Raw genomic sequence first — 24,178 nt, forward strand, 5'->3', positions numbered from 1 at the left:
AGACCCCGACATTGCCGAAGAATTGGGAGCTTTTGTAGAAGCTGCTCTATCGGAAGATGATGCGAAGGAAGCGATACAGGAACAAGGCGATGAAAAATAAAGACTGGATAAGGCAGACTGCGGATCATATTATCGACGCGCTGCAAAACGGAACCGCACCATGGATCAAGCCGTGGAAGGCCGAAGAGTTACAAAATACGCTTCCATACAATCCGGTTACAGGAAAAAACTACAACGGGATCAATAGTATAAATTTAATGCTCGAAGGGCATAGTGACCCTAGGTGGCTAACGTATAAGCAAGCCCAAAGTATAAATGCTCAAGTAAAACGAGGAGAAAAATCTACACTCATCCAGTATTGGCAATTTTCAGAGCTCGTAGATAGGCTTGATCAAAACGGCAACCCCATTATAAACGATCGGGGTGAAGTGGAAAAGATAGAGGTAAAGCTCGAAAATCCTAAAGTGTTTTTTGCCAACGTCTTCAATGCCGAACAAATAGCCAATATGCCAAAGCTCGAGATAAAACCCATAAGACAAAAATTTGAAATCATACAGGAAGCCGAAAAAATTTTAGCCGATTCCGGAGCAACGATTAGGCACTATGGTAATACGGCTTATTATTCGCCGAAGCTAGACGAGATAGTTTTGCCCAAAAAAGAGCAATTTATGAGCGAGGGCGCATACTATGCAACGGCCTTGCACGAGCTCGGGCATTGGAGCGGACACGAAACTAGGTTAAATAGGGAACTAAATAATCCGTTTGGCTCAAAAGAATACGCCAAAGAAGAACTTAGAGCCGAGATCGCCAGTTTCCTATTTAATGGTAAAATAGGGCTAGATTATGATCCGAAGCAGCATTTATCATATATCGATAGCTGGGTAAGCATTTTGCAGGATCATCCGAGTGAGATTTTGAAAGCAACGTCCGACGCCACGAAGATCGTAGATTTTTTACAGTCTTTATCTTTGGAGCAAAAGCAGCAAATAGACACCCGGCTTGATATCAAAAGCACGAAGGAGCTAGACATGGCTAAGCAAAAAACCTACTTATACGTTCCATTTTTGGAAAAGGATATTGCAAAAGACGCCGGAGCAAAATGGGATAGGGAGGCCAAGATGTGGTATGCTCCAAAAGGAGCAGATTTAACTAAATTGTCTCCTTGGTTGAATGCGAAAGAAAATACTATAAGCAATGATATGAGCGTTACTGCAGAATTTAAAAAAGCCCTCGAAGCGGCTGGACTTTTAATAGAAGGAGAGCCGATAATGGATGGAAAGCTACACCGCGTAAGCGTGCAAAACGATAGAGGGCAGCAAAAGAGCGGCGCCTACGTCGGATTTTTGAACGGCCATCCGGCCGGCCATATACAAAATTTTAAAACCGGCTATAAAGAGAACTGGAAAAGCGCGTTTTCGGTAAATAACGCCAAAAAACAAGAAATAGACATAAAAAATGCCCTTGAGACCTCCAGGGTCTTAAGGCAAGAAAGAGAAACGGAACTTTCAAGCGCCTATGAAAAGACGGCTATAAAACTCCAAAATGAATATAACGGCGCCAAATGGGCCAATCCGCGACATAAATATTTACAAAATAAAGGTTTTGATAAAAATTTTTACCTTAAGCAGGACGAGCACGGAAATTTATTAGTACCTCTACGAGACATCGAGGGAAAATATTGGGCCACACAAAGAATTTTTGCCAATGGGGATAAAATGATAGGTGCCATGCGAACAAAAGAAGAAAAGGAGCAAGGCATAGAATACCCGGCAAAAAAGCATGGTAATTTCTTCCTGCTAGGAGCCAAAAGCCTAAATAACGTGCAAGAGGTTTTTCTTTGTGAGGGCTTTGCCACTGCTGCCAGCGTATATGAAGCAATGAAAAAACCAACTATTATGGGGGTTGATGCTGGAAATTTAGAGATTATTGTAACGTCGATCAAGGAAAAATATCCAAAGATGCAAATTATGATAGCTGCGGATAACGATATTAAAAGAGAATTTGAAAATAAGCCCAACGTAGGTAAGAATACGGCTTTAGCCATTCAAAACAAACATAAAGACGTTTTGGTAGCGTTGCCGAATTTTAGTAACGAAGAGGCAAGGCGAGGACTTAGTGATTTTAACGATTTGATGAAGAGTCGCGGTCTAGAAGAGGTTAAAAAGCAAATAAAAGAACAAATTTCTAAAGAACTTCATCTAAAAAAGACTATGCGAAATGATAAAGAATTAAAGCAAGAAATTAAAGCGAATAAGGACATTTCAATATCATTATAATATTATAATGATGATATTTAAATGTTAAAATAATATTGGAAAGATATTGAAATGAAAAAAGAAACTAATCAGTTTTTGGTGTTTATTTATGCCCTAATTAGCATTTTTATATGCTTTCTTATATTAAGCATTATAGCAACACAATTTTTGGCATACAAATTTAATTATTCGCCAGCCTTAGGCGAAACTATGGCATACGGACTTTATTTTCCGTTTGCTTGGATTACTTGGAGTTTTAAGTATTACAATTTTTACCCGGATCTTTTTAATAAACTATTTGCTTTAATGGCCTTTGGTGCGGCCATTAGCTTTCTAATGTTTGCAGTCATACGATTAACTTTTTTAAGAAAAGGCAAGCCAATAGAAGATCTACACGGCTCGGCTCACTGGGCAAATTTAGAAGAGATCAAACAAATGGGCATTTTAGAAAATAATAAAGGAGTATATATAGGAGGTTATAAACGAGACAAAGTCATAGAATATTTAAGACATAACGGCCCAGAACACATCATAGTTTTTGCTCCTACACGCAGCGGAAAGGGGGTGTGCATTATAGTGCCGACATTGCTTTCATGGGCTGACTCCGTAATTATCACAGATATCAAAAGAGAACTTTACAATCTAACGGCGGCTTGGCGTAAAAAATATGCAAACAACGTCATATTAAAATTTGATCCGACATGTATAGACGGTAGTGCAACAAGATTCAATATACTAGAAGAAATCAGATACCGAACCATATATGAAATCAAAGATGCACAAAATATAGCCATAAACATTGTCTACAAGGGAGAGACCCCTCCGAACGATCCTAAAACTGGTTCAGCCGACTATTTTAGAAATGAGGCTGCCGCTTTCCTCGCCGCATTCATACTTTTTACTTATTATCTAAGGCAAAGTAAAGGAAAGACAACTCCCGGCTTCAGCGATCTATATAAATTTTTAAATGATCCTGAAAACAGCCTGGATCTACTTTTGGGGGATATGTCGGAATGCGATTTTGATGATATAAATATCGATACGAAAGATTTTATATCAAGGGCTGCCGGTTCTATGAAAAGCAAAGCTTCTGAGGAATTAAGCGGTGTAAGAGGCACCGCCTCAGAGGTATTAAATTTATATGCAGATCCTATCATAGCACAAAACACTAATATGAGTGATTTTAAGATAGATGACCTGATGAATTACGATAAGCCGATAAGTCTTTACCTTGTATTGCCTACCGGCGATAAGAACCGCTTGAAGCCCCTATTTAATCTTATAATAAATCAAATTTTAAGAAAGCTAACCGACAAAGAACTTAAATTTAAAGACGGCCAACAGGTAGCAAGTTATAAACATAGATTACTCTTCTTGGGGGATGAGCTGCCTATTTTCGGCAAAATTTCTACTATAGAGGAAAATTTAGCTTATGCTGCGGGGTATGGTATAAAATTTTTACTAAGCATACAGGACCTAAAACAGCTTTACGGGGCCTATGGAAGAGATGAAAGTATAATCTCAAATTGCAATGTAAGGATTGCATTCGCGCCCAATCAATTAGAAACCGCCAAAGCATTATCGGAAATGAGTGGAACCACAACTATAATCAAAAAACAAATTACGGTATCTGGTAAAAGAACCTCTGTAATGTTGGGGAATGTAAGCGAAATATATCAAGAAGTGCAGCGTCCACTTATGACCCCAGATGAATGTATGCGAATCAAGCCTGCCAAAAAAGATAAAAAAGGCGATATCCTAGAAGCTGGAGATATGGTTATTTTTATAGCCGGTAATGCTCCTATCTACGGAAAGCAAATTTTGTATTTTCAAGACGAAGCATTTTTGCAGCGCACTAAGCTACCACCGGTAAATCCGGACAAAATTTTATTATAGGAGAAAAAAATGTCAAACATTCATTTCGTGCTAAATGGAAAGGGAGGGATCGGTAAAAGTTTTATAAGCTCGCTTCTGGCGCAGTATTTACTCAGTAAAAAGCAAAGCGTAGTGGCTATTGATACGGATCCAAACAATACTACGCTCTACAACATCAAAGCCCTAAAAGCCAAATTTTTGCAGCTGATCGATGATAACGGGAAACTAGATGTTAGGGTATTTGACAAAATCATAGAGCATATTTTTGAAAAAAAGAGCGATAACTATGTTATAGACAGTGGGGCTACGACATTTATACCACTAATAGATTACCTTAAAGAAAATGAGATAGTCGAATACTTGAAAAGTAACAAAACGAATGTCTATATGCATGTTCCGATCGTAGGCGGACAAGCTCAAAGCGAAACAATTTCTGGGTTAGTGCAGCTAGTTAATATTTTTGAATGTGATTTTATAGTATGGATAAACGAATATCATGGACCAATTTCCAACAATGGCTTAGAATTTGAAGAAGGCGAGCAATATAAAAGCATTAAAGAACACATTAAGGCCGTTATATATCTTAGCACCCTTAGCAAGGACACTTTCGGTAAGGACCTTTTGGAACTAACATCTAAGAATTTAACCTTTGACGAAGCAATGAGCGATAAGGATTTTTCCTTAATGAGCAAACAAAGGTTAAAAATTTATAGAGATAAGGCCTTTAAGCAATTAGAAATAATATTATAGTAATGTGATTATAACATTATAATAACATTACTATAAGCTTATTATAATGTTATTTCGGTATAATGGCAATAAATCATTTAAAGGAGTAAAACATGCAAGAATATCCAGAGGTCTATAGTCTAGAAGAGAGCTTGGCGATACTTAAAAAATATAAAAGCGAGCTGACTAGGGAACAATATGAAAGCGTAAATTCTACAATCCGTGGCTTTGCTATCGAGGACATGTATTTGAACGAAAGAGATATTAAAGATTTGGTCGCAATTCACAATGGAGCCGATGCGGAAGAGCTGATTAAGAGAGTTATCAATGAATGATTTTGATTTAAGACTGCTGGAGAGTAATAAGATCGGAGCAAAAACCCTTGATGAGCTATTCCGTAAAGAGCGAAGTATAGTTTCAAAAAGGGTTGAGCTTCTTAAATTTATGCCTCCACGTGGCAATCTTGGATACGATCATTTAAAGGCTATACACTTTTTTCTATTTAGAGACGTCTATTCGTGGGCCGGTAAAGATAGAGCCGATATGGGGATTTACGGCTTTTTCGGGAAAGAAGACTCATCTTTTTGTAGAGGAGAACTTATTCCTAAAGAGGCTGACAAAATTTTTACGAAGCTGAAGGAACAAGACTTTTTTAAAAACGCCAAAGATATAAATGAGCTGGCAAAAAATATGGCAAATTTTATGTCCGATCTCAATGCTCTCCACCCATTCCGAGAGGGCAACGGCAGAACGCAGCGTTTCTTTTTGAGGGATCTGGCCAAGAATATTGGTTACAAGCTTGATCTAGACTTGATTACTAAAGAGAGAATGAGAGCGGCATGTATAGACGCTATGAGTGGCAAGAATACTAAACTTGAGACGCTTATTAAGTCAAATCTTAGAGGATTTAGACAAAATTTAGATCTCGAACAAAGTAGGGGCCTGAGATTAAAGTAATAACCCTTGCAATCATTGCAATTTTATTCGCCTTAAGCGCTATTTTTTACAAATTTGATTTAATAATAAATTATACTGAGTCGATGCCAATTGGATTATATCGATTATACCAAGATAACAATTTTCAAAAAAATGACTTAGTAATACTCTATTCTAATATTACACATGGCTTCTTATTAAAAAAAATAGCTGCAACAGCCGGGGATTTGGTAAATACCAATAGGGAAGGCGTTCATATTAATGGTATTTCAATAAAAAATACTAAAGTATTCGAGTTTGGCAGTCACCAGGAAAGATTAAATTTTACACCAATGAATAGAATTTTAGAAAAAAATGAAATTTTTGTCGTAGGAGAACACCCAAAGAGCTTTGATAGCAGATATTTTGGAGCAATCGACATTAATAAAAGCCGGGTCAAAAAGATCAAACCCGTATTAATCTTTAAAGGCAGCAGCAATGGATAAAAAAGAACTTATTGACGAAATAGCCAAAAAACATCATATTATACTGGATGAAGCCGATCCGATTTTAGCTGTTGTCAGCGCAAACGAGATGATCTTTGACGAATATATTAATAAAGTCGATAATCTATTTATCAAACATAAAGCGGACCTTGAAAGCTTTAAAATTAATATATCACGAGAGTTAAAAGAATACATTGAAACGAACAAAGAGATCCTGCGGACCATTGCTGCGCAAAATCTTAAATTCTCAGAAAGCAAACAAGAAAAAATAGAACAACCAGAAGGCCCAAAAGAAGAAAAATACCAAATAAGCAAAAATCATATCTTTATATTTATGATATCGCAGATTATTCTTCTACTTATGGGGCTTTTAGTTGGTGTCTTAATCTGATAATCTAAAAAATTACTTGCTAAAAATTTTAAACCTAATATATTGATTGACTCCCATACCTAAATCTTGAGCCTCCGTGCGCACCCTATCAAGCTCATCTTCTGTAAAATATATCTGAAAAGTTTTATCTCTTTTTAGATTTTTCTTTCTCTGTGATGTTTCACCACGTGCAGAATCAACAAATTTTTCCTCCGGTGTTACATTACCGCTTGCTCTTTTAAAACCCATTAGTTATCCTTTCTCATGATTTACGAATTTTAAAATCTTTTTTCTGCAGCACTTAATAATTCTGAATAAAATTCTTCGAAATCGGCTATTGCTTTATCACCATTTTTACAAAACTCTTTCATGCTCTTTCCCTCTATGACGGCTTTTTTATATGCTTGGCGTTCGTAGATCACGCTATCCATTAACACCAAATCGCTTAAATTTCTATCATTTTTAGCCTCGTCGATATATTCTCTTAGGCTTTGCAGCTCTTTAACTAAAAACGGATTAGGCGATACTCTATTTACCAACACCAAAGCAAGTAAATTTTCATTAAGCTCCCTTACTTCGCCATATATATCAAGCATATGGTCCAATACTCTCACATCATATTGAGAAGGTATAGTAGGAATAATGATAATGTTGGAATTTAACATGGCTTTTCTCATTTCCTTACTATCTCTTCCTCCCGTATCGATCACTATAGCATCGAAATGATCTTGCATACGTTTTATTTCATCCCCCAAGCTTAAGCCGGTTTTAGATACGCTGCTAAAAAGTGGGCTTAGATTGCCCTGACTGCGCATATCTGAAAAAACCTCAGTCGATCTTTGTGGATCGGCATCGATCAATAAAACATTGTCGCCATCTTCGGCTAAGCGTGCGGCTAAATTTACAGCCAAAGTCGTTTTGCCGCTGCCGCCCTTTTCATTGACGATAGAGATTACCATACAATATCCTTTTAATGTTATATTAATGTTTTTATCATATCAAAATAATATTAATATAACATTAAAATACTACTTATATTCATATATTAATCTTGATTTGATCCTTTAACTCTTTTGTATATCCCTTTTGGATCTCCGCTACGATTTTATTTACTATGTCATAGTTTTTGGAATTTCCTAAATCTATCGCATTAGCTTGCTTATCCAATTTGCTCTCTTCCATACCATACTCTTTAATATATTGATCCACGTCCACGTTTCTATTCTCATAAAATCCCTTAGCAATATCTTCAACCTTACCATCTTTATTAAACACGTATAAAAATTTTCTAAATCTTTCCAACTCTTTAATATTGTTGTTTTGCTCTAGTCTCTTTTCAATTTCAGTATTCATGGCCAATAGTCCATTAAAATTTTTATTATTTACCAAAAAGCCATCTACTTGAATTTTAACAGGTATCGTATTCATTTGATCAGCGACGTCAGCGGATACACCTAACCTTTTAAAGTCGCCGGCAAAAATATTTGCTCTAATTTTAGACAATTTCTTTCTAAATTTTTCTAAATTTTTTATTCCCCTTTGCCTATCAATATCCTTTACTTTTTTATCTTGCTTTAAAATTTTAATTTTTAAATCGACGGCCTCTTTGATTTTTAACCTGGCTTGCTGCTCTGTTTTTTGGTTTTGGTTGGCAATATTTATACTTTGCATGGACTGATCTTTAAATACTACATTTAGGCTATACTCATTTACTATATCAAGCACATCCTTTTTAAATTTATCGTTACCTGTTATATTTAAATTTTTTCCGAAGCGTTCCATAGATACCAATAATGATTTCAACAGAAGCTCCCTGTCGTCTTCCAGCATTGAAATTTTAATAAATTGTCCCTTATCTATAATTTTACTTTTACCGTTACCCTTATAAACGATATACCCCTCTTTACTAATAAAATCCGCGTCTTCAAAAATTTGTGCTTTGTCTGTTTTAGAGGATAAAGTATTCTCAGATAAATCAAATTTAGGTTTAGTTATCCTAAGCATACGGATAGCTTCCTGGTTTCCACTAAGCGCTTCATCAAGTAAAAAATCCCTGAAAGAACGCTTTTTATACTCTTTGTATAGTTTGCCTACTTTATTTTTAAGCAGCGCTCTTTGCGTTTTTGAATAAATTATTGTTTTTTTATCAAAATTTGATGATTTTACCAACTTATTAAGTTCATTCCTTCTAAGCTCTATAAAGTCAAGTCCCAGCTTAAGCTTTTTTCGCCTTTGCTCATCTGCCTCTTTATATTTTTCATAAAGAGGATGGGTTGGCATGCCTTCAAATTTATTAAATTTACTCTTTGTCGGCTGTTTCTCTTCAATCTCAAAAGTCGGCTTCAAGTTTAAATTTTTTCCAAATCTCTTTTCTAAAGCTTGCTTGGACAATTCCCTATGAACGCTGCTGGCTTTACAAAATAGCTTTTCACTTTTACTTGATATTACAAACCCCTTTCTTCTTTCGCGAAATTCCAGATCATACTTAGCTAAGCACCTTCTTAAATCTTGAAAAGTTGTCTTATTGGCAGCCAAGAGCATAGATACTTCGGCATTAAGCTTAGTTTTAACCCATGTCTCAAAATCACACGACATCGTATGTTTATTATATTTGTTTTGACCTTTATCATTACTCGAGATATGATTATCAATTTTTAATCCAAATTTCCTTTCAAGCTTTATGGCCGTCTCCTGCAAAATTTTGACATCGTTATATGGATTTTTCACTTTCAGAGTGTCAGGATCTACTTTATTCACGGCTATATGCATATGTAAGTTATTGGTGTTGGAATGAACTACGCTCAAGCGCTGATGTTTTTCCATACCCAGAGCCTTCATAAGCTCGACTTCTATGGATTTCATAACTTCAAAACTCAGGTGTTCATCCTCTTGAAAAGAAACCACTAGATGCATAGTTTTATCTTGTTTTGACGTAGTATTTAGCGCTTGAGTATTTAAAATTTCAGCTATGTTATCCTCTTGATTTTCGAAAGAGCAATTAGAAAAGTTATATGCCTCTACCTTTTCCATTCCGTTATTCTGATCGAGCATATATTCAAATAAAACCTTGGCACCATCGTTTTTTACATCTAAAATATACTCGGAAAGTGCCTTAAAATTTGATTTATGCTTTTTGAATATCACTTTTTTGACTATCATTCTTAAAAATCCTCAAAACCTGATCTTTCAGAAGTTGTTGCAAATCTAGAATTTGATCTACTACTTTATCAATATCCTCATAGCTTCTTTTGGCGGAGAAGCTGGCTTTAGTATCCTCATTTTTAACTAACCAATGCTTAAAAAGACCGCCTAACCTTCCAAGATCCCCGGCTACATTTAAAATATCATGCGCCACTTTTTGATCTACGATGCAGGTAACCGGGTAATTCATAGAAAGATCACGTAAAAACCTAGAAATCGTAAGCCCGTATCCGCTCGCTTTTTCTACTAATGCTTCATATTCGCTTTCACTTACTCTGATTGCTATTCTTTTCGTTTTATTCATTTTGGCGCATCCTCCCGTTTAGAGCACTTGTGCGATAAACCTTAGCAAATGTTCGACATTTGCATATCCTGTCCTAAACTCCAAAAGGATTATAGCTCATTATCAGTTATTAAGCAAGAAAATTATAAAATAACCAATAATTACTTATAATAACTTATAGAAAAGGTGGATCAAAATGAAAAAAGGAGAAGCAAAAATCGAATTTTACGCTATTTTAAATTTCTTACAAGAAGAATTTGAAGCAGGCATCGTAGTATCAAAATTTTTATATGAAAAAGCCAAAAAATATAAAAATATAAAAATGACCTACAAACAATTCAATAAATATTTTAACGATACTTTTAAAACTCCAAAAGAAAAAATCAATAGTAATATTGAAATTATAAGAAATAATACTGAAACTGAACCAGTTAGACTAAAAATTTCAACTGGATCAAAGAAAAATTTTGATCCTATGTTTGGTAAAAAATTTACAAGAGACGATATATTATAAAAAAAGGCTAAAAAATGATAAAAGAAGACAAAATGGTAAAAACTATGAAGATCATAGCATACCTAGGAGCAATTTTCTGGGCTTGGGTTATAGGAATTTATATGGGCCAGCATGTTGAATCGAATTTCTGGAAAAATGACGCCGGGATAGAGTTTGAAGCTGGAGATAGATCCTATTCTATACTTAGTCCAAGAGGCGCCAACGACATCCAAATTGTAGACTTAGATCGCAATGGCTCAAAGTATATAAAAATTATTAAAAAATGAAAATAATGGTTTTCAATAGATAAAGATCTACGATGCCTATTTTAGGGCATTTTTAAAAAAGTGTTTTAACAAATTTAAGTTTTCAAAGCTTAAAATAGCCAAATCCGCTTAAGAATATGACTAAATTTGGTCAAAACTAGCTCGAAACTTAAAATAAATCGTCTATAGTATTTTTCCTTTTTGGAGTGTGAAGATCGCCGCTTGATTTTTGAGCGTTAGCGAAAAAATCTATGTGCGGCGCAATAAAAGTTCAAAAGTAAATTTATTTACTTTTGATTTACCTTTTTAGGGAAAAATTTTTTCGTCTTAATATAAGTATAGAGAAAACCCTTAAAAAAATGCGTTCTAGGCCCGTTGCCATGGGGCTTTAAGCACATTCTACCGATGTAGCCATTTTTTGACATTTTTGTCGAAATTCGTTACATTTTTGTAGCCGTTCTTTTACATAAATGTTATTTTCATATTGACAAAATTGTAGTTTTTATATTGACAAAATTTTTATCATGGAGTATAATAGTGTAGTCTAAATATTAGCATGGAGGTGATGGCACATGGCTGAAAGAACGAAAGTTTTTGAGGGAGTTACAGAAGTTTTAGATCCTAGGACCGGCGCTGTATCAAAATATGAAAATCGCCGGGTCTTTAAATACGATTCTACTGACGATTTTATCATGTTTTTTACAAACAGCATGGGGTCATTGAATAGATTGGACAATATGGAAGCTAAGGTGCTCTTTGCCATGCTAAATAACTTTGTTACTTTCAGGAATAGCATAGATGTCTCTCCAAATACCCGGAAGAAGCTTGAGGCTTTATGCGGCATACATAGGGTTACACTTTCTAAATCAATAAAAGGACTAGTTGAAAAGGAAATTTTGGTTAAAATTCCAGATGAAACGACTGGATATTATCTGAATCCTTATGTCTTTGGCAAAGGAAAGTGGACAGATATTGTCAAATTGAGACAGAATCTACAACTAGAATTTGACTTCAAGAAAAAAGAGGCTACAGCTACTATTTCGGCGACGTCTGTAGATTCAGAGGGGCAGGATATTTTGGAGAATCCTCAAAACTATTCTGTAATTAACCATGAAATATCCGTTACAGAAAAGGGAGCCACTCAAGATATAACTTTAGTAGAAAACTCCAATGTAGGTCTTTTTGCTGACAATACTACAAAAGAGGAGCCAAATTTATTTAATACACCTACTTTTATAAAGCATAAAAAACCCGCTATGGGCTTGTTAAAATTTTCGGGGATCCTCAACGGAGCAATCCCCCCGGATATAACAGCTAAGGATATTAGAGCCAAAAGAGCAAAAGAAAAATTTGGAGCAAATGAATGAGCAACGTATTCCTTGATACCAATGTGATGATAGACTTTTTAGAAAGCACCAGACCAAACCATCAAAAGGCACAAGATCTGGTAGAGAGTTTATTAAAGGATAACCACAAGATAGTCATCAGTGAAAATTCCTTATCCGACATAGCTTATATATGTCGAAATAGCGATATAGACGCATTGATTAGTATTTTTGAAGAGCTAACTTTTGAGCCCTCAATAATAATAGCTTCTTTTGGTGTTCAAGCTATAAGAAATGCATGCAGTCGCTACAAAAGATATAAAGGCGACTTTGAAGATTATCTGCAATACTTTTGTGCCGAGAAAGAATCGTGTGTGGTTATATACACATCGGATGTAAATTTCCCACAAATAGCTATACCCGTTAAGGGTTATGATTTTCCATAAAAATGAAACAAATTTTTTCAATAATTTTGAATTTGTCTCAAAAAATAATACCATGCACTTTACTTTTTGTCTATAATATATTATAATAACGTTATGAATTTATTGATTGGAGCAAAACGAATGCCGCTTTTCATAACCCCTAAAATTGGGGGGGGGGGGGCGAAAAAAGCCTAACCCGAAACAGCCGCCACTACACACTTTTACTTTGGGATATCAGCTATGAACGCTGAATATGCCGAAAGGATCATCGTAAAAATTCGACGCGAATTTGGCGATGAAATTTTAAAACTACTTGAAGACCAATCAACTATTGAGCTTATGTTAAATTCAGATGGCCTACTTTGGATAGAGAGGCTTGGCGAAAATATGCAATGCCTCGGCGAATTCTCGCAGGCCAAGGCCAAATCCATTATAGCCTCCGTGGCCAGCTTCCTAGATACAACAGTCAACGTCGAAAACCCTATATTAGAGTGTGAGCTTCCGCTTGATGGCTCAAGATTTGAGGCATTACTTCCGCCTGTTGTAGCCAATCCCACATTTAGCATTAGAAAAAAAGCTATTAAAATTTTTACTCTCGAAGACTATGAAAATTCTAAAATTCTGACAAAAAGTCAAAAGGAAAAAATCATTCAGGCTATAAATGAACGCCTTAATATCCTAATTGTCGGCGGCACCGGTAGTGGCAAGACGACATTTGCAAATGCTGTCATAGACGCAATTTCAAAATATACCCCGGAACATCGGATTGTGATTATAGAAGATACTGCGGAGCTTCAATGCTCTTCAAAAAACAAAGTAATACTAAGGGCCGGAGACAAAGCCGATATGTTAAGGCTGCTTAAAGCGACAATGAGGCTGCGCCCGGATCGTATTATAGTAGGAGAAACGCGCGGTAAAGAAGCTTTGGATCTTCTTAAGGCTTGGAATACCGGGCACCCGGGCGGTATCGCTACGGTGCACGCAAACTCGGCATATAGTGGACTAATAAGGCTGGAGCAGTTAATTGCAGAAGTTAGCAATACGAATATGAGTAAGCTAATCGCCGAAGCCGTAAATTTAATCGTATTTATCGCCAAAACGAATGAAGGACGTAAGATTCAAGAGATCATCCAAGTTTTGGGATATGACAAAGAAAGTGAAAAATATGAAATCAAGCAAATTTAAAAAAGGAAAAACATGCAAAAAATAATTTTGTTTTTGGTGTTGGGTGTCTGTCTTACTTATGCTTCTACGACTACGGGACTTCCATGGGAAAGCCCGTTGGAAACTATCAAACAGAGTATCACGGGACCAGTTGCATTCGGTATATCACTTCTTGGCATAGTAGCAGCCGGAGCCGGTTTGATATGGGGCGGCGAGTTAAGCGGATTTATTAAAACAATGATCTACATCGTCCTCGTCATTGCCGTTATCATTAGCGGAACGAACATAATGAATATGTTTAGTGCCAAGGGTCTATTAATATGAGCGCGACAGAGGAATTAGCCAGGGTCGATATTTATTCGGCCCTCAATAAACCGAATTTAATAATGGGCGCCGATAGAGAGCTTATTTTATTCAATGGGCTTATAAGCGCTGCGCTAATTTTTACGGGGCTTACGATAGTAACGACGCTTTTAGGTATTTTTCTTTTGGTGGTTTGCAGCTTCTTATTACGGCTCATGGCTAAGAGCGATCCTTTAATGCGGCAGATTTTTATACGCCAAACAAAGTATAAAAATTTTTATCGCGCGCGATCGACGCCTTTTTGTATGTGATGGTAAGGGACAATTATGCTACCGCTTAAAGAATTCAGAAGCAAAGCCAAAGCGCTTCCGGATATTCTTAACTATGCGAGCTTCATAGACGACGGGATTTTGCTAAATAAAGACGGCAGTTTAACAGCCGGTTTCTATTATCGTGCTGGTGATATATCCTCTATGACCCTCAACGATCGAAATTCTTTAAACGCTAGGATAAATGCTATACTCACACGGCTCGGGAATGGTTGGGCGGTCCACGTCGATTGCTCGAGGATCAGAGTTGAAAACTATATGGATGGCCGAACGTATTATCAAAGTCCTATAGCCCAAATTTTAGAAAATGAACGAAGAAGCTATTTTGAGAATATAGAGCATTATGAGAATATATTCTCAATAATATTTACATATCTCCCGCCCAATCGAAATGTTACTAAAATTTCAGATTTGATGGTTATTGATGAAGGAGATGCGGCTAAATCGCAAAATGCCAAGCTTTTGCAATATTTTAAAAATCAGTTATCCGATATCGAAAGAAGTTTAGCTAACTTCATAAGAATAGAGCCCATGAGACAAAGAGTAATGATCGATGAGATGAACAATGAAACTATAATGGATGATATGCTCGAATACATCAATTTTTGTCTATGCGGAGAGCGCCAAAAGGTCATTTTGCCCAATGCGCCAATGTATCTAGATTGTTTGATCGGTGCAAAAGAATTCCAAACTGGAATGCGCCCTAAAATAGAAGATAAATTTATAGGCGTTATCGCTATAGATGGCTTTCCGAGCGAAAGCTATCCAAACATTTTGAATGCTCTTACGCAGCTAAATTTTGACTATAGATTCAATACCCGGTTTATTTTCATGGATAGGTATGAGGCCTTAAAAGAGCTGAATAAATATCGCAAAAAATGGCAGCAAAAGACTAGAGGGTGGTTAGATCAACTGCTAGATCGCCCTACTAGAAAATTGGACGAGCACGCCACTTTAATGGTAGCGGAGCTTGATAACGCTATAGCTGAAGCAAACGATGGATCCGTATCTTACGGTTATTATTCAGCAAATATAGTGATTTTTAACGAAAATGTCGATAAGTTGGAAGATAACATCAAAGAGGTAAAATCAAGTCTTGAAAAATTAGGTTTTATGGCTAGAGTTGAGGATATAAACGCAGTAGAAGCATATTTAGGCTCTCTTCCGGGGTTTGTTTATCCAAATATCAGGCGCCCAATTTTAAATACTTTAAATCTAGCCCATTTGCTTCCTCTTTCCGCTATATGGGCGGGCGAAAAATATAATCCTAGCGATAAATTCCCACCGAACTCCCCGCCTCTTATGCAAACTGTGACGCATGGAGCGACTCCATTTAGGATCAATTTGCATGTCGGCGACTTGGGGCATACTTTGATTTTTGGCCCTACGGGAGCAGGCAAATCGGTATTATTGGCAAATATACTTTTAAATTTTCAAAAATACCCCAATGCTAAAATATTCGCTTTTGATAAAGGGCGAAGCCTAATGGCTACAACGCTCGCAACGGGCGGTATTCATTATGACATAGCAGGAGATGATTCCTCTTTGGCGTTCGCCCCTCTTAGCAATATCAAAACACCAAATCAAATAACCTGGGCCGAAAGCTGGATAGAAACCTGCTTAAAACTGCAAAACGTAACGATCACGCCAAAACATAAAAAATCTATACATGAGGCTATGCTTTCGCATGTAGATACCAATTCCAGATCTCTTACGGAATTTATCTCGAATTTACAGGATCAGGAACTGCGGGATGCGCTTAGTCATTATACGGTATCTGGGCCCGCCGGTTTTTTGCTCGATGCGGAAAACGACGGGTTAAAACTATCACGCATAACGTGCTTTGAAATAGAAAATTTAATGAATTTAGGAGATCAAAATATAATTCCGACGCTGCTTTATTCGTTTTATAGAATAGAGCAAGCTTTGGACGGAAGCCCCGCGATCATCATTTTAGATGAGGCATGGATCGCCTTAGCACATCCCGCCTTTAAAGCGAAAATCAAAGAATGGCTAAAAGTTCTCAGAAAAGCGAATTGCCTTGTCGTAATGGCCACTCAAAGCCTGAGCGATAGCGCAAAAAGTGGGATACTTGATATATTGCAAGAAAGCTGCCCGACTAAGATATTTTTACCAAACAATGAAGCGTTTAACAAGGGCAGCGACAATACTTTGGGACCTTATGATTTCTATAAGGTATTCGGCCTCAATGACGTTCAAATTTCAGCCATTAATAATGCCATACCTAAGCAAGAATATTATTTTGTTTCACCGCTAGGCACGAGACTTTTTAATATGGCATTGGGTCGAATGAATCTGGCTCTTACTGCTTGCAATGATAAAAATTCAGTCAGGCGTATTCAGGAGCTATATGCTAAAGATCAAAAGAACTGGGCCTATACTTGGTTTAATGAGAGGGGCATAAATTATGAACCTTATCAAAATTACAAAATAGCTAAAGGAGCTTAAAATGACTAGACGAATTTTTATTTCTGGTGCAGTATCGGCAATGCTGATGAGCAATTTAGGAGCCATAACTGTATTTGACCCTTCTAACTTTGCTCAAAATATTCTTCAAGTTTTGAGCCAGGCAAAAGACTATGCAGAGCAAGCAAGACATTATCAGGAGTTGGCGCGGCAACTGCAACAGCAAATGGAAATGGTAAGAATGCAGACTCAAAATTTGCAAAATCTTTCAAAGTATGATTGGCAAAATTTGGGTGCTTTGCTTTATAAGATGAAAAACGTGTATTCGTCCGTCGAAGCCATTTCCTACGACATGGGAAATGTAAGTGAGATTTTTGACAAACACTATAAGGATTTTGAAGGATATTATGGTGATATGGCAAGCGCATCCAACGAAGAAGATCGTGGTAAAAGTTTTGCTGAACGCTATAGAGATATTACAAAAGCAAATCAAAATACCTTAAAAGGCACTCTCCAAAAATTAGAGCTTGAAGAAAAAGATTTCGATAGCGAAGAAGCTATTGTCAAAAAGCTTAAAGAGAGATCGGCTAACTCAAAAGGAAATTTAGAAGTGCTGCAGGCTGGAAATGATCTCATGGCATATCAAATTGATGAAACAAGAAGGCTTAGAGTTACCTTAATGACGCAGGCTAATGCCATAACCAATTATCTTTCGGCCCAAAATAACAAAGAAATTTTGCAAGACGCCAAAAGCAAAAAAATGAAAGAAGGAAAAAACGATTGGGAAGGGAAGTCGGATTTAAATGCAATCAAATTTTAATTTATTATAATTGCTTGTTTTCAATTTTATGCAAAGGAGAATTGCAATGAAAAAGGTAATTGTCAGTATGTTGGCCGTAGGTGCTTTTATTTTTCTAACAGGTTGTGAGGAGAAGCCAAAAACAAGGGATTATTACAAACAACATGTAGAAGAAGCTAAAGTAAAAGTTCAAGAATGCGCAAAAAAAGAAAGAATGAGTAAAAATGAGCAAGAAGACTGTTCTAATGCCAAATTTGTTACAGAAGCCGGCACAAATACGTGGGAAGGAAAATCCGACCCTAACGCGCTCAAATACGAATAGCTTTTTATTAAGATCAGCTCTCTTGCTGATCTTAATTCCTGCGGCGTGTTTTGGAGTCGAAAATTCAGATGGAATTTTAAGCTTAATTCGCTCGGGTATATTGTCTTGGCAGCCAACTATAAAAACGGCTTGTATGTGGATATTTGCCGCTTTAGTAGTTATAGACTTAACCTGGACTTTCGGGAAAATGGCGCTTACTGGCTTCGAATTTGGTGAATTTGTTTTTACACTTATTAAAAAGATCATATTTATTGGAATTATAATTTTTCTATTTGATGTAGAAAAATGGACTAAGTGGCTTTTCGAAGGTTTTGTGGCACTTTCGGGCAAAGTAAATCAAAATTCTGTTCCGATTACTCCCAATACTGTTCTTTCCCAGGCTATTAGCATAGTTATGATAATTATCAATTCTATAGATTTAAATATACCAGAAAGTTTTTTAAAAATAATTTCAGCGCTACTGATGCTTGTAGCATTCGCTTTTATGGCAATAGATTTAATGATAGTTTATATAAAATTTTTCTTAATGGTAGTAATTACATATTTTTCTTTGGCGATTAGCGGTATCGAACATTTCAAAAGCATGGGCTTCAATCCTATTTTGTCGTTTATAAAAGTAGGTATAGAAGTTTTTATGCTACAAAGCTTAATGAGACTAATGTTTAGGATTATGAATGATTCATATCTCGAAATGTTTAATGGCATAACTAGAACATCAATAATTCAAATTCTAGTAACTGCCCTAATATTTACCATAATCACAAAAATGGTTTCTAGCGCTATAGAGGCCGTTTTTCAGGGCGGTATAGGAGATACTGCAACAGGTGCCTCAGGATTTAAGCAGGTAATGGCTATGACTGGTAGTATGGCAGTGGGCGCCGCAGCGGGAGCTATAGGCGCTACAAGAGCCATACAGGCTGCAAAAGACCTACATATTGCAGAGGGCGGAAAAGGTAGCGGCATGGATATGATAAAAGGCGTTGCCAAAAATCTTGCTACTACAGCAGGGGAACATTTACGAGATAATCTCTCAAGAGGCCGTATGCCGAATGATATAGCAAATAGGCTTCAAGAAAAGATCAAAGCAGCCACTTCCGCATCATCGGATAGCTCAAGCGGAACCATATCGTCAGGATCCTCAGATGCTGCAAGCAACGATGAACCTTATGTATCCGGAGTAAATAATGCTTAATAATATTGTAATAACATTATTTAGACATTATTATAACATTGTAATAATGTCTAAACACAAAAAGGTAATCAATGAAAAATGAAACTAATCCGTATCTTAACGCCAAAACGGAATGGCTTGAGCGCTATGGAGACTACATCTCGCAACGCAGAAACTGGCAGATCATAGCTTTTTTATCCTTGATCATTGCGTTTGTATGTATTTTGTTTTTGGGGTATACATCTACACAAAGCAAGCTCATCCCATACGTTATCGAGGTTGATAAACTCGGTAATACCGGCAAAGTCGGCATAGTTCAAAACATCGATCTAAAAAACCCCAACGTTATAAAATATAGCCTCAATACTTTCGTCTATTCTTGGCGATCGATCTGGGGGAACGTAGAAACACAGAAAAAATTCATATTTGATGCATATGCTTATTTAGAGCCAAATTCAAAGGCCTATGGCTTTATCAATGACTATTTTAAGCAGAATAATCCATTTGAAAAGTCGGCAACGGAGAATGTCCGGGTAAAAATTAAAAGCATCGTGCCTCAAAACGCGGATACCTGGCAAGTAGAATGGGAAGAAACAAGCTCAAATTTAGGCGAAGAAAAAATTTCGGAAATAACATACCGGGGTTTCTTTCAAATCAAACAAATTACACCTACTACGGAAGAGCAGATACTCAAAAATCCTTTGGGAATTTTTATCACGGATCTAAATTTTGCAAAAATTTTATAAGGAAAATATATGAAAAAATTATTATTTTTAGGTGCAATAACCGCAATATCGATGATTGCAAGTGATACGTTTGACGAAAGAGACTTTGCAAATTTAACCGATAAAGAAAAAAAGGACCTGGATATAGCCCAAAAATGGATCAACAGGCGAACCACGACTACTGCCGGCAAACACGGCGAAGTCGTATTTCTTTTTGGTGAAGCTATGCCGAGTATAGTGACGGCACCGTTAAGACTTACGGATATTTCGCTTCAACCAGGCGAAATTATTAAAGATGTCCAGATCGGCGATAGCGTGCGCTGGATAGTTAGCCTTAGTATTAGCGGCGAAGAGCCCGAAACCGTATCGCACGTCATCGTCAAGCCTACCGACGTAAATTTGCAGACTACTTTGAACATTATGACGAATAGAAGAACTTATCATATCAATTTGATCTCTGGGGCTAAAAATTTTATACCGGCAGTATCATTTCATTATCAAGATGATATTACAAAGTCGTTAAAAGACTATCAGAAAAGAATGAAAGAAAAGTCTCAATCAAAGGATTTCTATAAAACTGGAGATGATAGAATTCCAACAAATATAGAAAATTTAGACTTTGGCTATAGCATAGAAGGGAAGGCCGATTTTAAACCGCTTAGAGTTTATAATGATGGCGTGAAAACCTATATACAAATGCCAAAGAGCATGAAATTTTATGAGGCGCCGGCGCTGATGATCCTTGATAGCAGCAAAGAAAAGCATATAGTAAATTACAGGCTCAAGTATGATACCTATATAGTTGACAGGCTTTTTAATAAAGCCATCCTTATATCTAATATAGGTAGCGCTCAAGAGAAAATCATTATAAGTAAAAAATCTGACAGAACGAATCGAGAGATCGTAAATAACGTCCTTTACGACTTATCTTTACGCAACAAAGAGGGCAAATGAAAAATTTAGTTTTAGTATTATCGTTGATCTTTAGCGGCTGCATGAGCGTAAATCCCAAGTATTTCAACTCGAGTATTACCGCGAATAAGGAAATTAGTTACTTGATAATAGCCGATGATATGGCTAAATTTATATCGGAAACATTGCGGCCGAATAACACTATCATTTATATCAGCACTGACGATATGGATAGAGGATTTTATGATTATCTGACAAATAGGCTCAGAAATTTAGGCTTTGGTGTAAGCGATAATCCTGACGTTAAAAATCTAAGTTTTATAAGCTATCGCATTCAGACTCAAGGAGAAAATGTCTTTGCCACATACAATATCAATGAAAGTAAAATCAATAGAATTTTCATCGTTAGAAACGGCAGACTGGAACCTACTGCGTATACTACGATACTAAAAGGCTGAAAATGAGCGTCCTGGATATAAATTCTTCTCCCACAAAGTCTTCTTCAGGTAACAAAAGACTCTCTAAAGTGCCCATAATCATCCTTTTGCTTTTGGCAGCCATAGTCTTATTCGCAATATTTTATGCAGCAATGGCTAGAAAACAAGCAAATCAAAAACAAGCGGCCGAAAATCAATCAGAACAAAGCCAGATAGCTAGAAATCAAGATGTGGGAAATTTTATAGATGATCTGGAAAGCGCCAAAAAAATGAAATTTGGAACCGATGCGATAGAGGCCAACGATACGACAGCCAACACCGCGATACCTACCATAGACGGTGCAAACAAAAATCCTAATGCTGCAAAAAATATGACACAACAGCAGGCCCCATCCATACCGCGACTACAAGACGAAGACTCAGAGGACGACATAAAAAAAGAACTAAAGCTAAAAAAAGATCTAAAATTTAAGGCCATGACAAGCGTTTCTAAGCTTGGGATCAAGGATGAAGAGAAAAGAAAAAATTTGCAACCAAGTGAACAGCCGCGTAACGCGCAAGATGATATTTTGAGCGATTACATTCAAATGATGTCAAGATTACAGCCAGGACAAGCAGCGGGCGTTGCAGGTGAGGGAGATGTGGACAAGGACGCTAAGGCAGAATTATTTTTGGCTAAAAAGAAAAATGAAGGTTATTTGGAGAAACTTAAGCAAAAACAAATTAGTCCTTACGAGATTAAAGCTGGCTGGACAATCCCCGCTATCCTTATTACTGGTATCAACTCGGATCTACCCGGACAAATATTAGCCCAAGTCTCACAAAACGTTTACGATACGGCTACGGGCGAATATTTACTGATCCCGCAAGGAACGAAAGTCGTAGGCGCCTATTCTAGCAATATCATCTATGGCCAATCTAGAATACTTATCGCATGGAATAAGTTGATCTTTCCAAATGGCGATACTCTTGACATAGAAAATATGCAAGGAACAAGCCCCGACGGCTATTCCGGTTTTACAGATCAGGTCGATAATCATTACTTTAGGATTTTTGGATCTGCGTTTTTGATGTCGGCTATAACGGCAGGTATATCTTTGGCCGATCACTCCAATACCAACTCCAATAAAGAAACAAATGCCGATAAGGCGATAGCTGCAGCAATCCAACAAATGGGTGCGGTAGCCTCTGAGATGATTAGAAAAAATATGAATATATCCCCTACTTTAGAAATTAGGCCAGGATATAAATTTAATATTTTTGTGACTAAAGACATAGTTTTAGAGCCTCTTTCTTTGGAGTAGATATGAAGATCGTAATTAACATATTCGGTAGTCCTTGCGCCGGAAAAACAACCCTGGCGAAGAAGCTGCATGAACGATTTATAAAAAACAAAAAGCCGGTCTCTTTGGTATCGGAATTCGCTACGTTCCTAATCGCACAGAATAAGGCCCATTTGCTGCAGGATCAAATTTTCGTTACGAACGGACAAAAACAGCTTTTGGAAGATGGGCTAATCAACAACGATATAGCCATAACAGATTCGCCCATAGAGCTTGGGCTTATTTACTCCAAAGAGGATTGTAAAGAAAAGGTCCAAAAGATTATCGACGAATGCAATAGGGGCTACGAGGGCATAAATTTCTTCATTAAAAGGCCTAAAAATTTAAAATATTCACAAAGCGGCCGCATCCATACGGACGAACAAAGTAAGGCCATTGAAATGGAGCTCCTTGCCAAATTTAGAGATAAAAACTTTACATTCATAAGCCAGGAGACCGATTTAAAGGAAATTATGTCAAAAATAAATCATGAAATATACAAAATCAAAAGAACCAAAAATATTATGGGGATCCATCTATGATCGATGCAGCCTTTATAGATACATGTAAGAATCCAAATGTAGATACTAGCATTATCCAAGCTATTATCCGAGTCGAAAGCGGCTATAACGAGCTTGCGATCAACGTAAACGGCATAGGCCCATTCAAACCAAAAAATAAGCAAGAGGCAAAGAATACGGCCGAAAACTATATTGCCAAAGGATATAGCGTAGATATAGGGCTTATGCAATTTAACTCCAACAATCTCCAAAGTCCGTTATTTGCTAACTACAGCATAGACGATCTTTTGGATAGCTGCAAAAATATCAAAGCTGGAAGTGATATTTTTTATTTGGCGTATGAGAGCACGGCCAAGGGTCTAAGCGAAGAGGAGAGGCTAACACAAGCTTTAAGCATCTATAACACCGGTAATAAAGAATTTGGTTTTAAAAACGGCTACGTCGATAAGTATGCCTCATCGGATATGGTAACGGTGCAATATACCAACTTACTAAACGACGCCAAAAAATCAAATACTAAAATTTCTTTATCTATGAGCCTATATGAAATAAAAAACAACCGATACATAAGAAAGGAAGACGAGTAATGACAAACAACATAGTAATCGCAGGGCGTTTGACCGAGGATGCGGAGTTAAGATACACAAATAACGGCTCGGCCGTTTGTAACTTTACGCTCGCCAACAACAGAAACTATAAAAATATCGAAAAATCCACCTTTATCAATGTAAATATTTTTGGGCCCTATGCGGAAGCCATGCATAAATATCTTCTTAAGGGGACAACTCTTGACGTTACCGGCGAGCTTGTGCAGGAAAGCTGGGATCATGAGGGTAGAAGATACTATAAGCATAAAATTATAGCAAAGGAACTGGATTTTAGGATGTCAAAAAAAGATACATTGGCCAAAAGGCAGCAATATATTGAAAATAGTGATGAAATTGATGAGATACCAGACCAAGGACAAATATATATAGACGAAAAAGAAGAAATTTACAATGGATAATTTTAATGATTTAGAACTCGTAGAGGGATATGGATACGAAGTAGACCCCGACATTGCCGAAGAATTGGGAGCTTTTGTAGAAGCTGCTCTATCGGAA

29 protein-coding genes are annotated in these 24,178 nt (G+C 36.8%); 25 read left to right on the forward strand and 4 right to left on the reverse strand.

Translation table 11 applies throughout. The features are described from left to right. Window positions 1–89: 89 nt before the first annotated feature. The 7 genes from Q0614_RS04825 to Q0614_RS04855 all read left to right on the forward strand — a co-directional run bounded on the left by Q0614_RS04825 (window position 90) and on the right by Q0614_RS04855 (window position 6,671). Window positions 90–2,276 (forward strand): zincin-like metallopeptidase domain-containing protein, encoded by a 2,187-nt coding sequence (locus Q0614_RS04825; RefSeq protein ID WP_298786923.1) that lies wholly within the window; start codon window positions 90–92, stop codon window positions 2,274–2,276. 51 nt (window positions 2,277–2,327) lie between these two features. Next, window positions 2,328–4,151: a type IV secretory system conjugative DNA transfer family protein gene (locus tag Q0614_RS04830; protein WP_298786925.1), complete on the forward strand. Its 1,824-nt coding sequence runs from the start codon at window positions 2,328–2,330 to the stop codon at window positions 4,149–4,151. A 9-nt stretch (window positions 4,152–4,160) separates the two neighbouring features. Further along, window positions 4,161–4,880, forward strand: coding sequence for a conjugal transfer protein TraL (locus Q0614_RS04835; RefSeq protein WP_297882433.1), 720 nt, complete (start codon window positions 4,161–4,163; stop codon window positions 4,878–4,880). A gap of 92 nt (window positions 4,881–4,972) precedes the next feature. After that, window positions 4,973–5,194, forward strand: coding sequence for a hypothetical protein (locus Q0614_RS04840; protein ID WP_297882435.1), 222 nt, complete (start codon window positions 4,973–4,975; stop codon window positions 5,192–5,194). After that, window positions 5,187–5,816 (forward strand): Fic family protein, encoded by a 630-nt coding sequence (locus Q0614_RS04845; RefSeq protein ID WP_298786927.1) that lies wholly within the window; start codon window positions 5,187–5,189, stop codon window positions 5,814–5,816. The genes Q0614_RS04840 and Q0614_RS04845 overlap by 8 nt, the downstream gene beginning before the upstream one ends. A 41-nt stretch (window positions 5,817–5,857) precedes the next feature. Then, window positions 5,858–6,280, forward strand: a complete 423-nt coding sequence (locus Q0614_RS04850; RefSeq protein ID WP_298786962.1) for a S26 family signal peptidase — start codon at window positions 5,858–5,860, stop codon at window positions 6,278–6,280. Further along, window positions 6,273–6,671 carry a conjugal transfer protein TraM gene (locus Q0614_RS04855; RefSeq protein WP_298786929.1) on the forward strand — a complete coding sequence of 133 codons (399 nt, stop codon included), beginning with the start codon at window positions 6,273–6,275 and terminating at the stop codon, window positions 6,669–6,671. The genes Q0614_RS04850 and Q0614_RS04855 overlap by 8 nt, the downstream gene beginning before the upstream one ends. Before the next feature lie 12 nt (window positions 6,672–6,683). Here the strand turns inward: Q0614_RS04855 and Q0614_RS04860 are convergent, their stop codons facing one another. The 4 genes from Q0614_RS04860 to Q0614_RS04875 form a co-directional block, all read right to left on the reverse strand. Continuing rightward, on the reverse strand, window positions 6,684–6,899 hold the full coding sequence (locus Q0614_RS04860) for a hypothetical protein (RefSeq protein WP_298786932.1): 216 nt from the start codon (window positions 6,897–6,899) through the stop codon (window positions 6,684–6,686). A gap of 29 nt (window positions 6,900–6,928) precedes the next feature. After that, window positions 6,929–7,609 carry a ParA family protein gene (locus Q0614_RS04865; protein ID WP_298786933.1) on the reverse strand — a complete coding sequence of 227 codons (681 nt, stop codon included), beginning with the start codon at window positions 7,607–7,609 and terminating at the stop codon, window positions 6,929–6,931. Between the two features lie 79 nt (window positions 7,610–7,688). Further along, the gene (gene traI, locus Q0614_RS04870; RefSeq protein ID WP_298786934.1) at window positions 7,689–9,809 is read right to left on the reverse strand and encodes a TraI/MobA(P) family conjugative relaxase; all 2,121 of its coding nucleotides are present in this window, start codon (window positions 9,807–9,809) and stop codon (window positions 7,689–7,691) included. After that, window positions 9,775–10,155: a DNA transfer protein gene (locus Q0614_RS04875; protein ID WP_298786936.1), complete on the reverse strand. Its 381-nt coding sequence runs from the start codon at window positions 10,153–10,155 to the stop codon at window positions 9,775–9,777. Before Q0614_RS04875 ends, traI begins: the two co-directional genes overlap by 35 nt. Window positions 10,156–10,330: 175 nt before the next feature. Here Q0614_RS04875 and Q0614_RS04880 point away from each other — a divergent pair, with 175 nt between their 5' ends. The 18 genes from Q0614_RS04880 to ssb all read left to right on the forward strand — a co-directional run bounded on the left by Q0614_RS04880 (window position 10,331) and on the right by ssb (window position 24,081). After that, the gene (locus Q0614_RS04880; RefSeq protein WP_297882447.1) at window positions 10,331–10,648 is read left to right on the forward strand and encodes a hypothetical protein; all 318 of its coding nucleotides are present in this window, start codon (window positions 10,331–10,333) and stop codon (window positions 10,646–10,648) included. Between the two features lie 14 nt (window positions 10,649–10,662). Next, window positions 10,663–10,914: a hypothetical protein gene (locus tag Q0614_RS04885; RefSeq protein WP_298786938.1), complete on the forward strand. Its 252-nt coding sequence runs from the start codon at window positions 10,663–10,665 to the stop codon at window positions 10,912–10,914. A 551-nt stretch (window positions 10,915–11,465) separates the two neighbouring features. Continuing rightward, window positions 11,466–12,260, forward strand: coding sequence for a replication/maintenance protein RepL (locus tag Q0614_RS04890; protein ID WP_298786940.1), 795 nt, complete (start codon window positions 11,466–11,468; stop codon window positions 12,258–12,260). Then, a complete protein-coding gene (locus Q0614_RS04895) occupies window positions 12,257–12,664 on the forward strand; it encodes a type II toxin-antitoxin system VapC family toxin (protein WP_297880822.1) in 408 nt (135 codons plus the stop codon). Before Q0614_RS04890 ends, Q0614_RS04895 begins: the two co-directional genes overlap by 4 nt. Window positions 12,665–12,883: 219 nt before the next feature. Beyond that, the gene (gene trbB / locus Q0614_RS04900) at window positions 12,884–13,828 is read left to right on the forward strand and encodes a P-type conjugative transfer ATPase TrbB (protein WP_298786942.1); all 945 of its coding nucleotides are present in this window, start codon (window positions 12,884–12,886) and stop codon (window positions 13,826–13,828) included. Between the two features lie 12 nt (window positions 13,829–13,840). Then, window positions 13,841–14,131: a TrbC/VirB2 family protein gene (locus Q0614_RS04905; RefSeq protein ID WP_297880818.1), complete on the forward strand. Its 291-nt coding sequence runs from the start codon at window positions 13,841–13,843 to the stop codon at window positions 14,129–14,131. Beyond that, window positions 14,128–14,421: a conjugal transfer protein TrbD gene (locus Q0614_RS04910; RefSeq protein WP_297880816.1), complete on the forward strand. Its 294-nt coding sequence runs from the start codon at window positions 14,128–14,130 to the stop codon at window positions 14,419–14,421. The genes Q0614_RS04905 and Q0614_RS04910 overlap by 4 nt, the downstream gene beginning before the upstream one ends. A gap of 15 nt (window positions 14,422–14,436) precedes the next feature. Beyond that, complete coding sequence (locus Q0614_RS04915) at window positions 14,437–16,908, forward strand: conjugal transfer protein TrbE (RefSeq protein WP_298786945.1); 2,472 nt, start codon at window positions 14,437–14,439, stop codon at window positions 16,906–16,908. Window position 16,909: 1 nt separating this feature from the next. Continuing rightward, entirely contained in the window at window positions 16,910–17,686 is a 777-nt protein-coding gene (gene trbJ / locus Q0614_RS04920; protein ID WP_298786947.1) for a P-type conjugative transfer protein TrbJ, read from the forward strand. Window positions 17,687–17,732: 46 nt separating this feature from the next. Continuing rightward, window positions 17,733–17,987, forward strand: coding sequence for an EexN family lipoprotein (locus Q0614_RS04925; RefSeq protein ID WP_297880810.1), 255 nt, complete (start codon window positions 17,733–17,735; stop codon window positions 17,985–17,987). Between the two features lie 22 nt (window positions 17,988–18,009). Then, on the forward strand, window positions 18,010–19,179 hold the full coding sequence (locus tag Q0614_RS04930) for a type IV secretion system protein (RefSeq protein ID WP_298786949.1): 1,170 nt from the start codon (window positions 18,010–18,012) through the stop codon (window positions 19,177–19,179). Between the two features lie 71 nt (window positions 19,180–19,250). Next, entirely contained in the window at window positions 19,251–19,904 is a 654-nt protein-coding gene (locus tag Q0614_RS04935) for a VirB8/TrbF family protein (protein WP_298786951.1), read from the forward strand. Window positions 19,905–19,913: 9 nt separating this feature from the next. Further along, window positions 19,914–20,837, forward strand: a complete 924-nt coding sequence (trbG, locus tag Q0614_RS04940) for a P-type conjugative transfer protein TrbG (protein ID WP_298786953.1) — start codon at window positions 19,914–19,916, stop codon at window positions 20,835–20,837. A 101-nt stretch (window positions 20,838–20,938) separates the two neighbouring features. Then, window positions 20,939–21,253 (forward strand): hypothetical protein, encoded by a 315-nt coding sequence (locus Q0614_RS04945; protein ID WP_298786955.1) that lies wholly within the window; start codon window positions 20,939–20,941, stop codon window positions 21,251–21,253. Window positions 21,254–21,255: 2 nt separating this feature from the next. Further along, window positions 21,256–22,536: a TrbI/VirB10 family protein gene (locus Q0614_RS04950; RefSeq protein WP_298786957.1), complete on the forward strand. Its 1,281-nt coding sequence runs from the start codon at window positions 21,256–21,258 to the stop codon at window positions 22,534–22,536. A gap of 2 nt (window positions 22,537–22,538) precedes the next feature. Then, the gene (locus Q0614_RS04955; protein WP_297879983.1) at window positions 22,539–23,096 is read left to right on the forward strand and encodes an AAA family ATPase; all 558 of its coding nucleotides are present in this window, start codon (window positions 22,539–22,541) and stop codon (window positions 23,094–23,096) included. After that, on the forward strand, window positions 23,093–23,662 hold the full coding sequence (locus Q0614_RS04960) for a lytic transglycosylase domain-containing protein (RefSeq protein ID WP_298786958.1): 570 nt from the start codon (window positions 23,093–23,095) through the stop codon (window positions 23,660–23,662). Before Q0614_RS04955 ends, Q0614_RS04960 begins: the two co-directional genes overlap by 4 nt. Continuing rightward, window positions 23,662–24,081 (forward strand): single-stranded DNA-binding protein, encoded by a 420-nt coding sequence (ssb, locus tag Q0614_RS04965; protein WP_298786960.1) that lies wholly within the window; start codon window positions 23,662–23,664, stop codon window positions 24,079–24,081. The genes Q0614_RS04960 and ssb overlap by 1 nt, the downstream gene beginning before the upstream one ends. The last annotated feature ends 97 nt before the right edge of the window (window positions 24,082–24,178 follow it).

The organism is uncultured Campylobacter sp., from assembly GCF_937997595.1.
Taxonomy (GTDB): Bacteria; Campylobacterota; Campylobacteria; order Campylobacterales; family Campylobacteraceae; genus Campylobacter_B.

Coding starts and splice junctions, on each gene's coding strand:
- Q0614_RS04865 (WP_298786933.1), bottom strand. CDS start 7,609: ATGGTAATCTCTATCGTCAATGAAAAGGGCGGCAGCGGCAAAACGACT.
- Q0614_RS04950 (WP_298786957.1), top strand. CDS start 21,256: ATGAGCGTCCTGGATATAAATTCTTCTCCCACAAAGTCTTCTTCAGGT.
- Q0614_RS04955 (WP_297879983.1), top strand. CDS start 22,539: ATGAAGATCGTAATTAACATATTCGGTAGTCCTTGCGCCGGAAAAACA.
- ssb (WP_298786960.1), top strand. CDS start 23,662: ATGACAAACAACATAGTAATCGCAGGGCGTTTGACCGAGGATGCGGAG.
- Q0614_RS04855 (WP_298786929.1), top strand. CDS start 6,273: ATGGATAAAAAAGAACTTATTGACGAAATAGCCAAAAAACATCATATT.
- Q0614_RS04825 (WP_298786923.1), top strand. CDS start 90: ATGAAAAATAAAGACTGGATAAGGCAGACTGCGGATCATATTATCGAC.
- Q0614_RS04885 (WP_298786938.1), top strand. CDS start 10,663: ATGATAAAAGAAGACAAAATGGTAAAAACTATGAAGATCATAGCATAC.
- Q0614_RS04895 (WP_297880822.1), top strand. CDS start 12,257: ATGAGCAACGTATTCCTTGATACCAATGTGATGATAGACTTTTTAGAA.
- Q0614_RS04830 (WP_298786925.1), top strand. CDS start 2,328: ATGAAAAAAGAAACTAATCAGTTTTTGGTGTTTATTTATGCCCTAATT.
- Q0614_RS04910 (WP_297880816.1), top strand. CDS start 14,128: ATGAGCGCGACAGAGGAATTAGCCAGGGTCGATATTTATTCGGCCCTC.
- trbJ (WP_298786947.1), top strand. CDS start 16,910: ATGACTAGACGAATTTTTATTTCTGGTGCAGTATCGGCAATGCTGATG.
- Q0614_RS04875 (WP_298786936.1), bottom strand. CDS start 10,155: ATGAATAAAACGAAAAGAATAGCAATCAGAGTAAGTGAAAGCGAATAT.
- Q0614_RS04935 (WP_298786951.1), top strand. CDS start 19,251: ATGAAAAATGAAACTAATCCGTATCTTAACGCCAAAACGGAATGGCTT.
- Q0614_RS04925 (WP_297880810.1), top strand. CDS start 17,733: ATGAAAAAGGTAATTGTCAGTATGTTGGCCGTAGGTGCTTTTATTTTT.
- Q0614_RS04880 (WP_297882447.1), top strand. CDS start 10,331: ATGAAAAAAGGAGAAGCAAAAATCGAATTTTACGCTATTTTAAATTTC.
- Q0614_RS04840 (WP_297882435.1), top strand. CDS start 4,973: ATGCAAGAATATCCAGAGGTCTATAGTCTAGAAGAGAGCTTGGCGATA.
- Q0614_RS04835 (WP_297882433.1), top strand. CDS start 4,161: ATGTCAAACATTCATTTCGTGCTAAATGGAAAGGGAGGGATCGGTAAA.
- trbB (WP_298786942.1), top strand. CDS start 12,884: ATGAACGCTGAATATGCCGAAAGGATCATCGTAAAAATTCGACGCGAA.
- Q0614_RS04915 (WP_298786945.1), top strand. CDS start 14,437: ATGCTACCGCTTAAAGAATTCAGAAGCAAAGCCAAAGCGCTTCCGGAT.
- trbG (WP_298786953.1), top strand. CDS start 19,914: ATGAAAAAATTATTATTTTTAGGTGCAATAACCGCAATATCGATGATT.
- Q0614_RS04905 (WP_297880818.1), top strand. CDS start 13,841: ATGCAAAAAATAATTTTGTTTTTGGTGTTGGGTGTCTGTCTTACTTAT.
- Q0614_RS04860 (WP_298786932.1), bottom strand. CDS start 6,899: ATGGGTTTTAAAAGAGCAAGCGGTAATGTAACACCGGAGGAAAAATTT.
- Q0614_RS04960 (WP_298786958.1), top strand. CDS start 23,093: ATGATCGATGCAGCCTTTATAGATACATGTAAGAATCCAAATGTAGAT.
- Q0614_RS04845 (WP_298786927.1), top strand. CDS start 5,187: ATGAATGATTTTGATTTAAGACTGCTGGAGAGTAATAAGATCGGAGCA.
- traI (WP_298786934.1), bottom strand. CDS start 9,809: ATGATAGTCAAAAAAGTGATATTCAAAAAGCATAAATCAAATTTTAAG.
- Q0614_RS04890 (WP_298786940.1), top strand. CDS start 11,466: ATGGCTGAAAGAACGAAAGTTTTTGAGGGAGTTACAGAAGTTTTAGAT.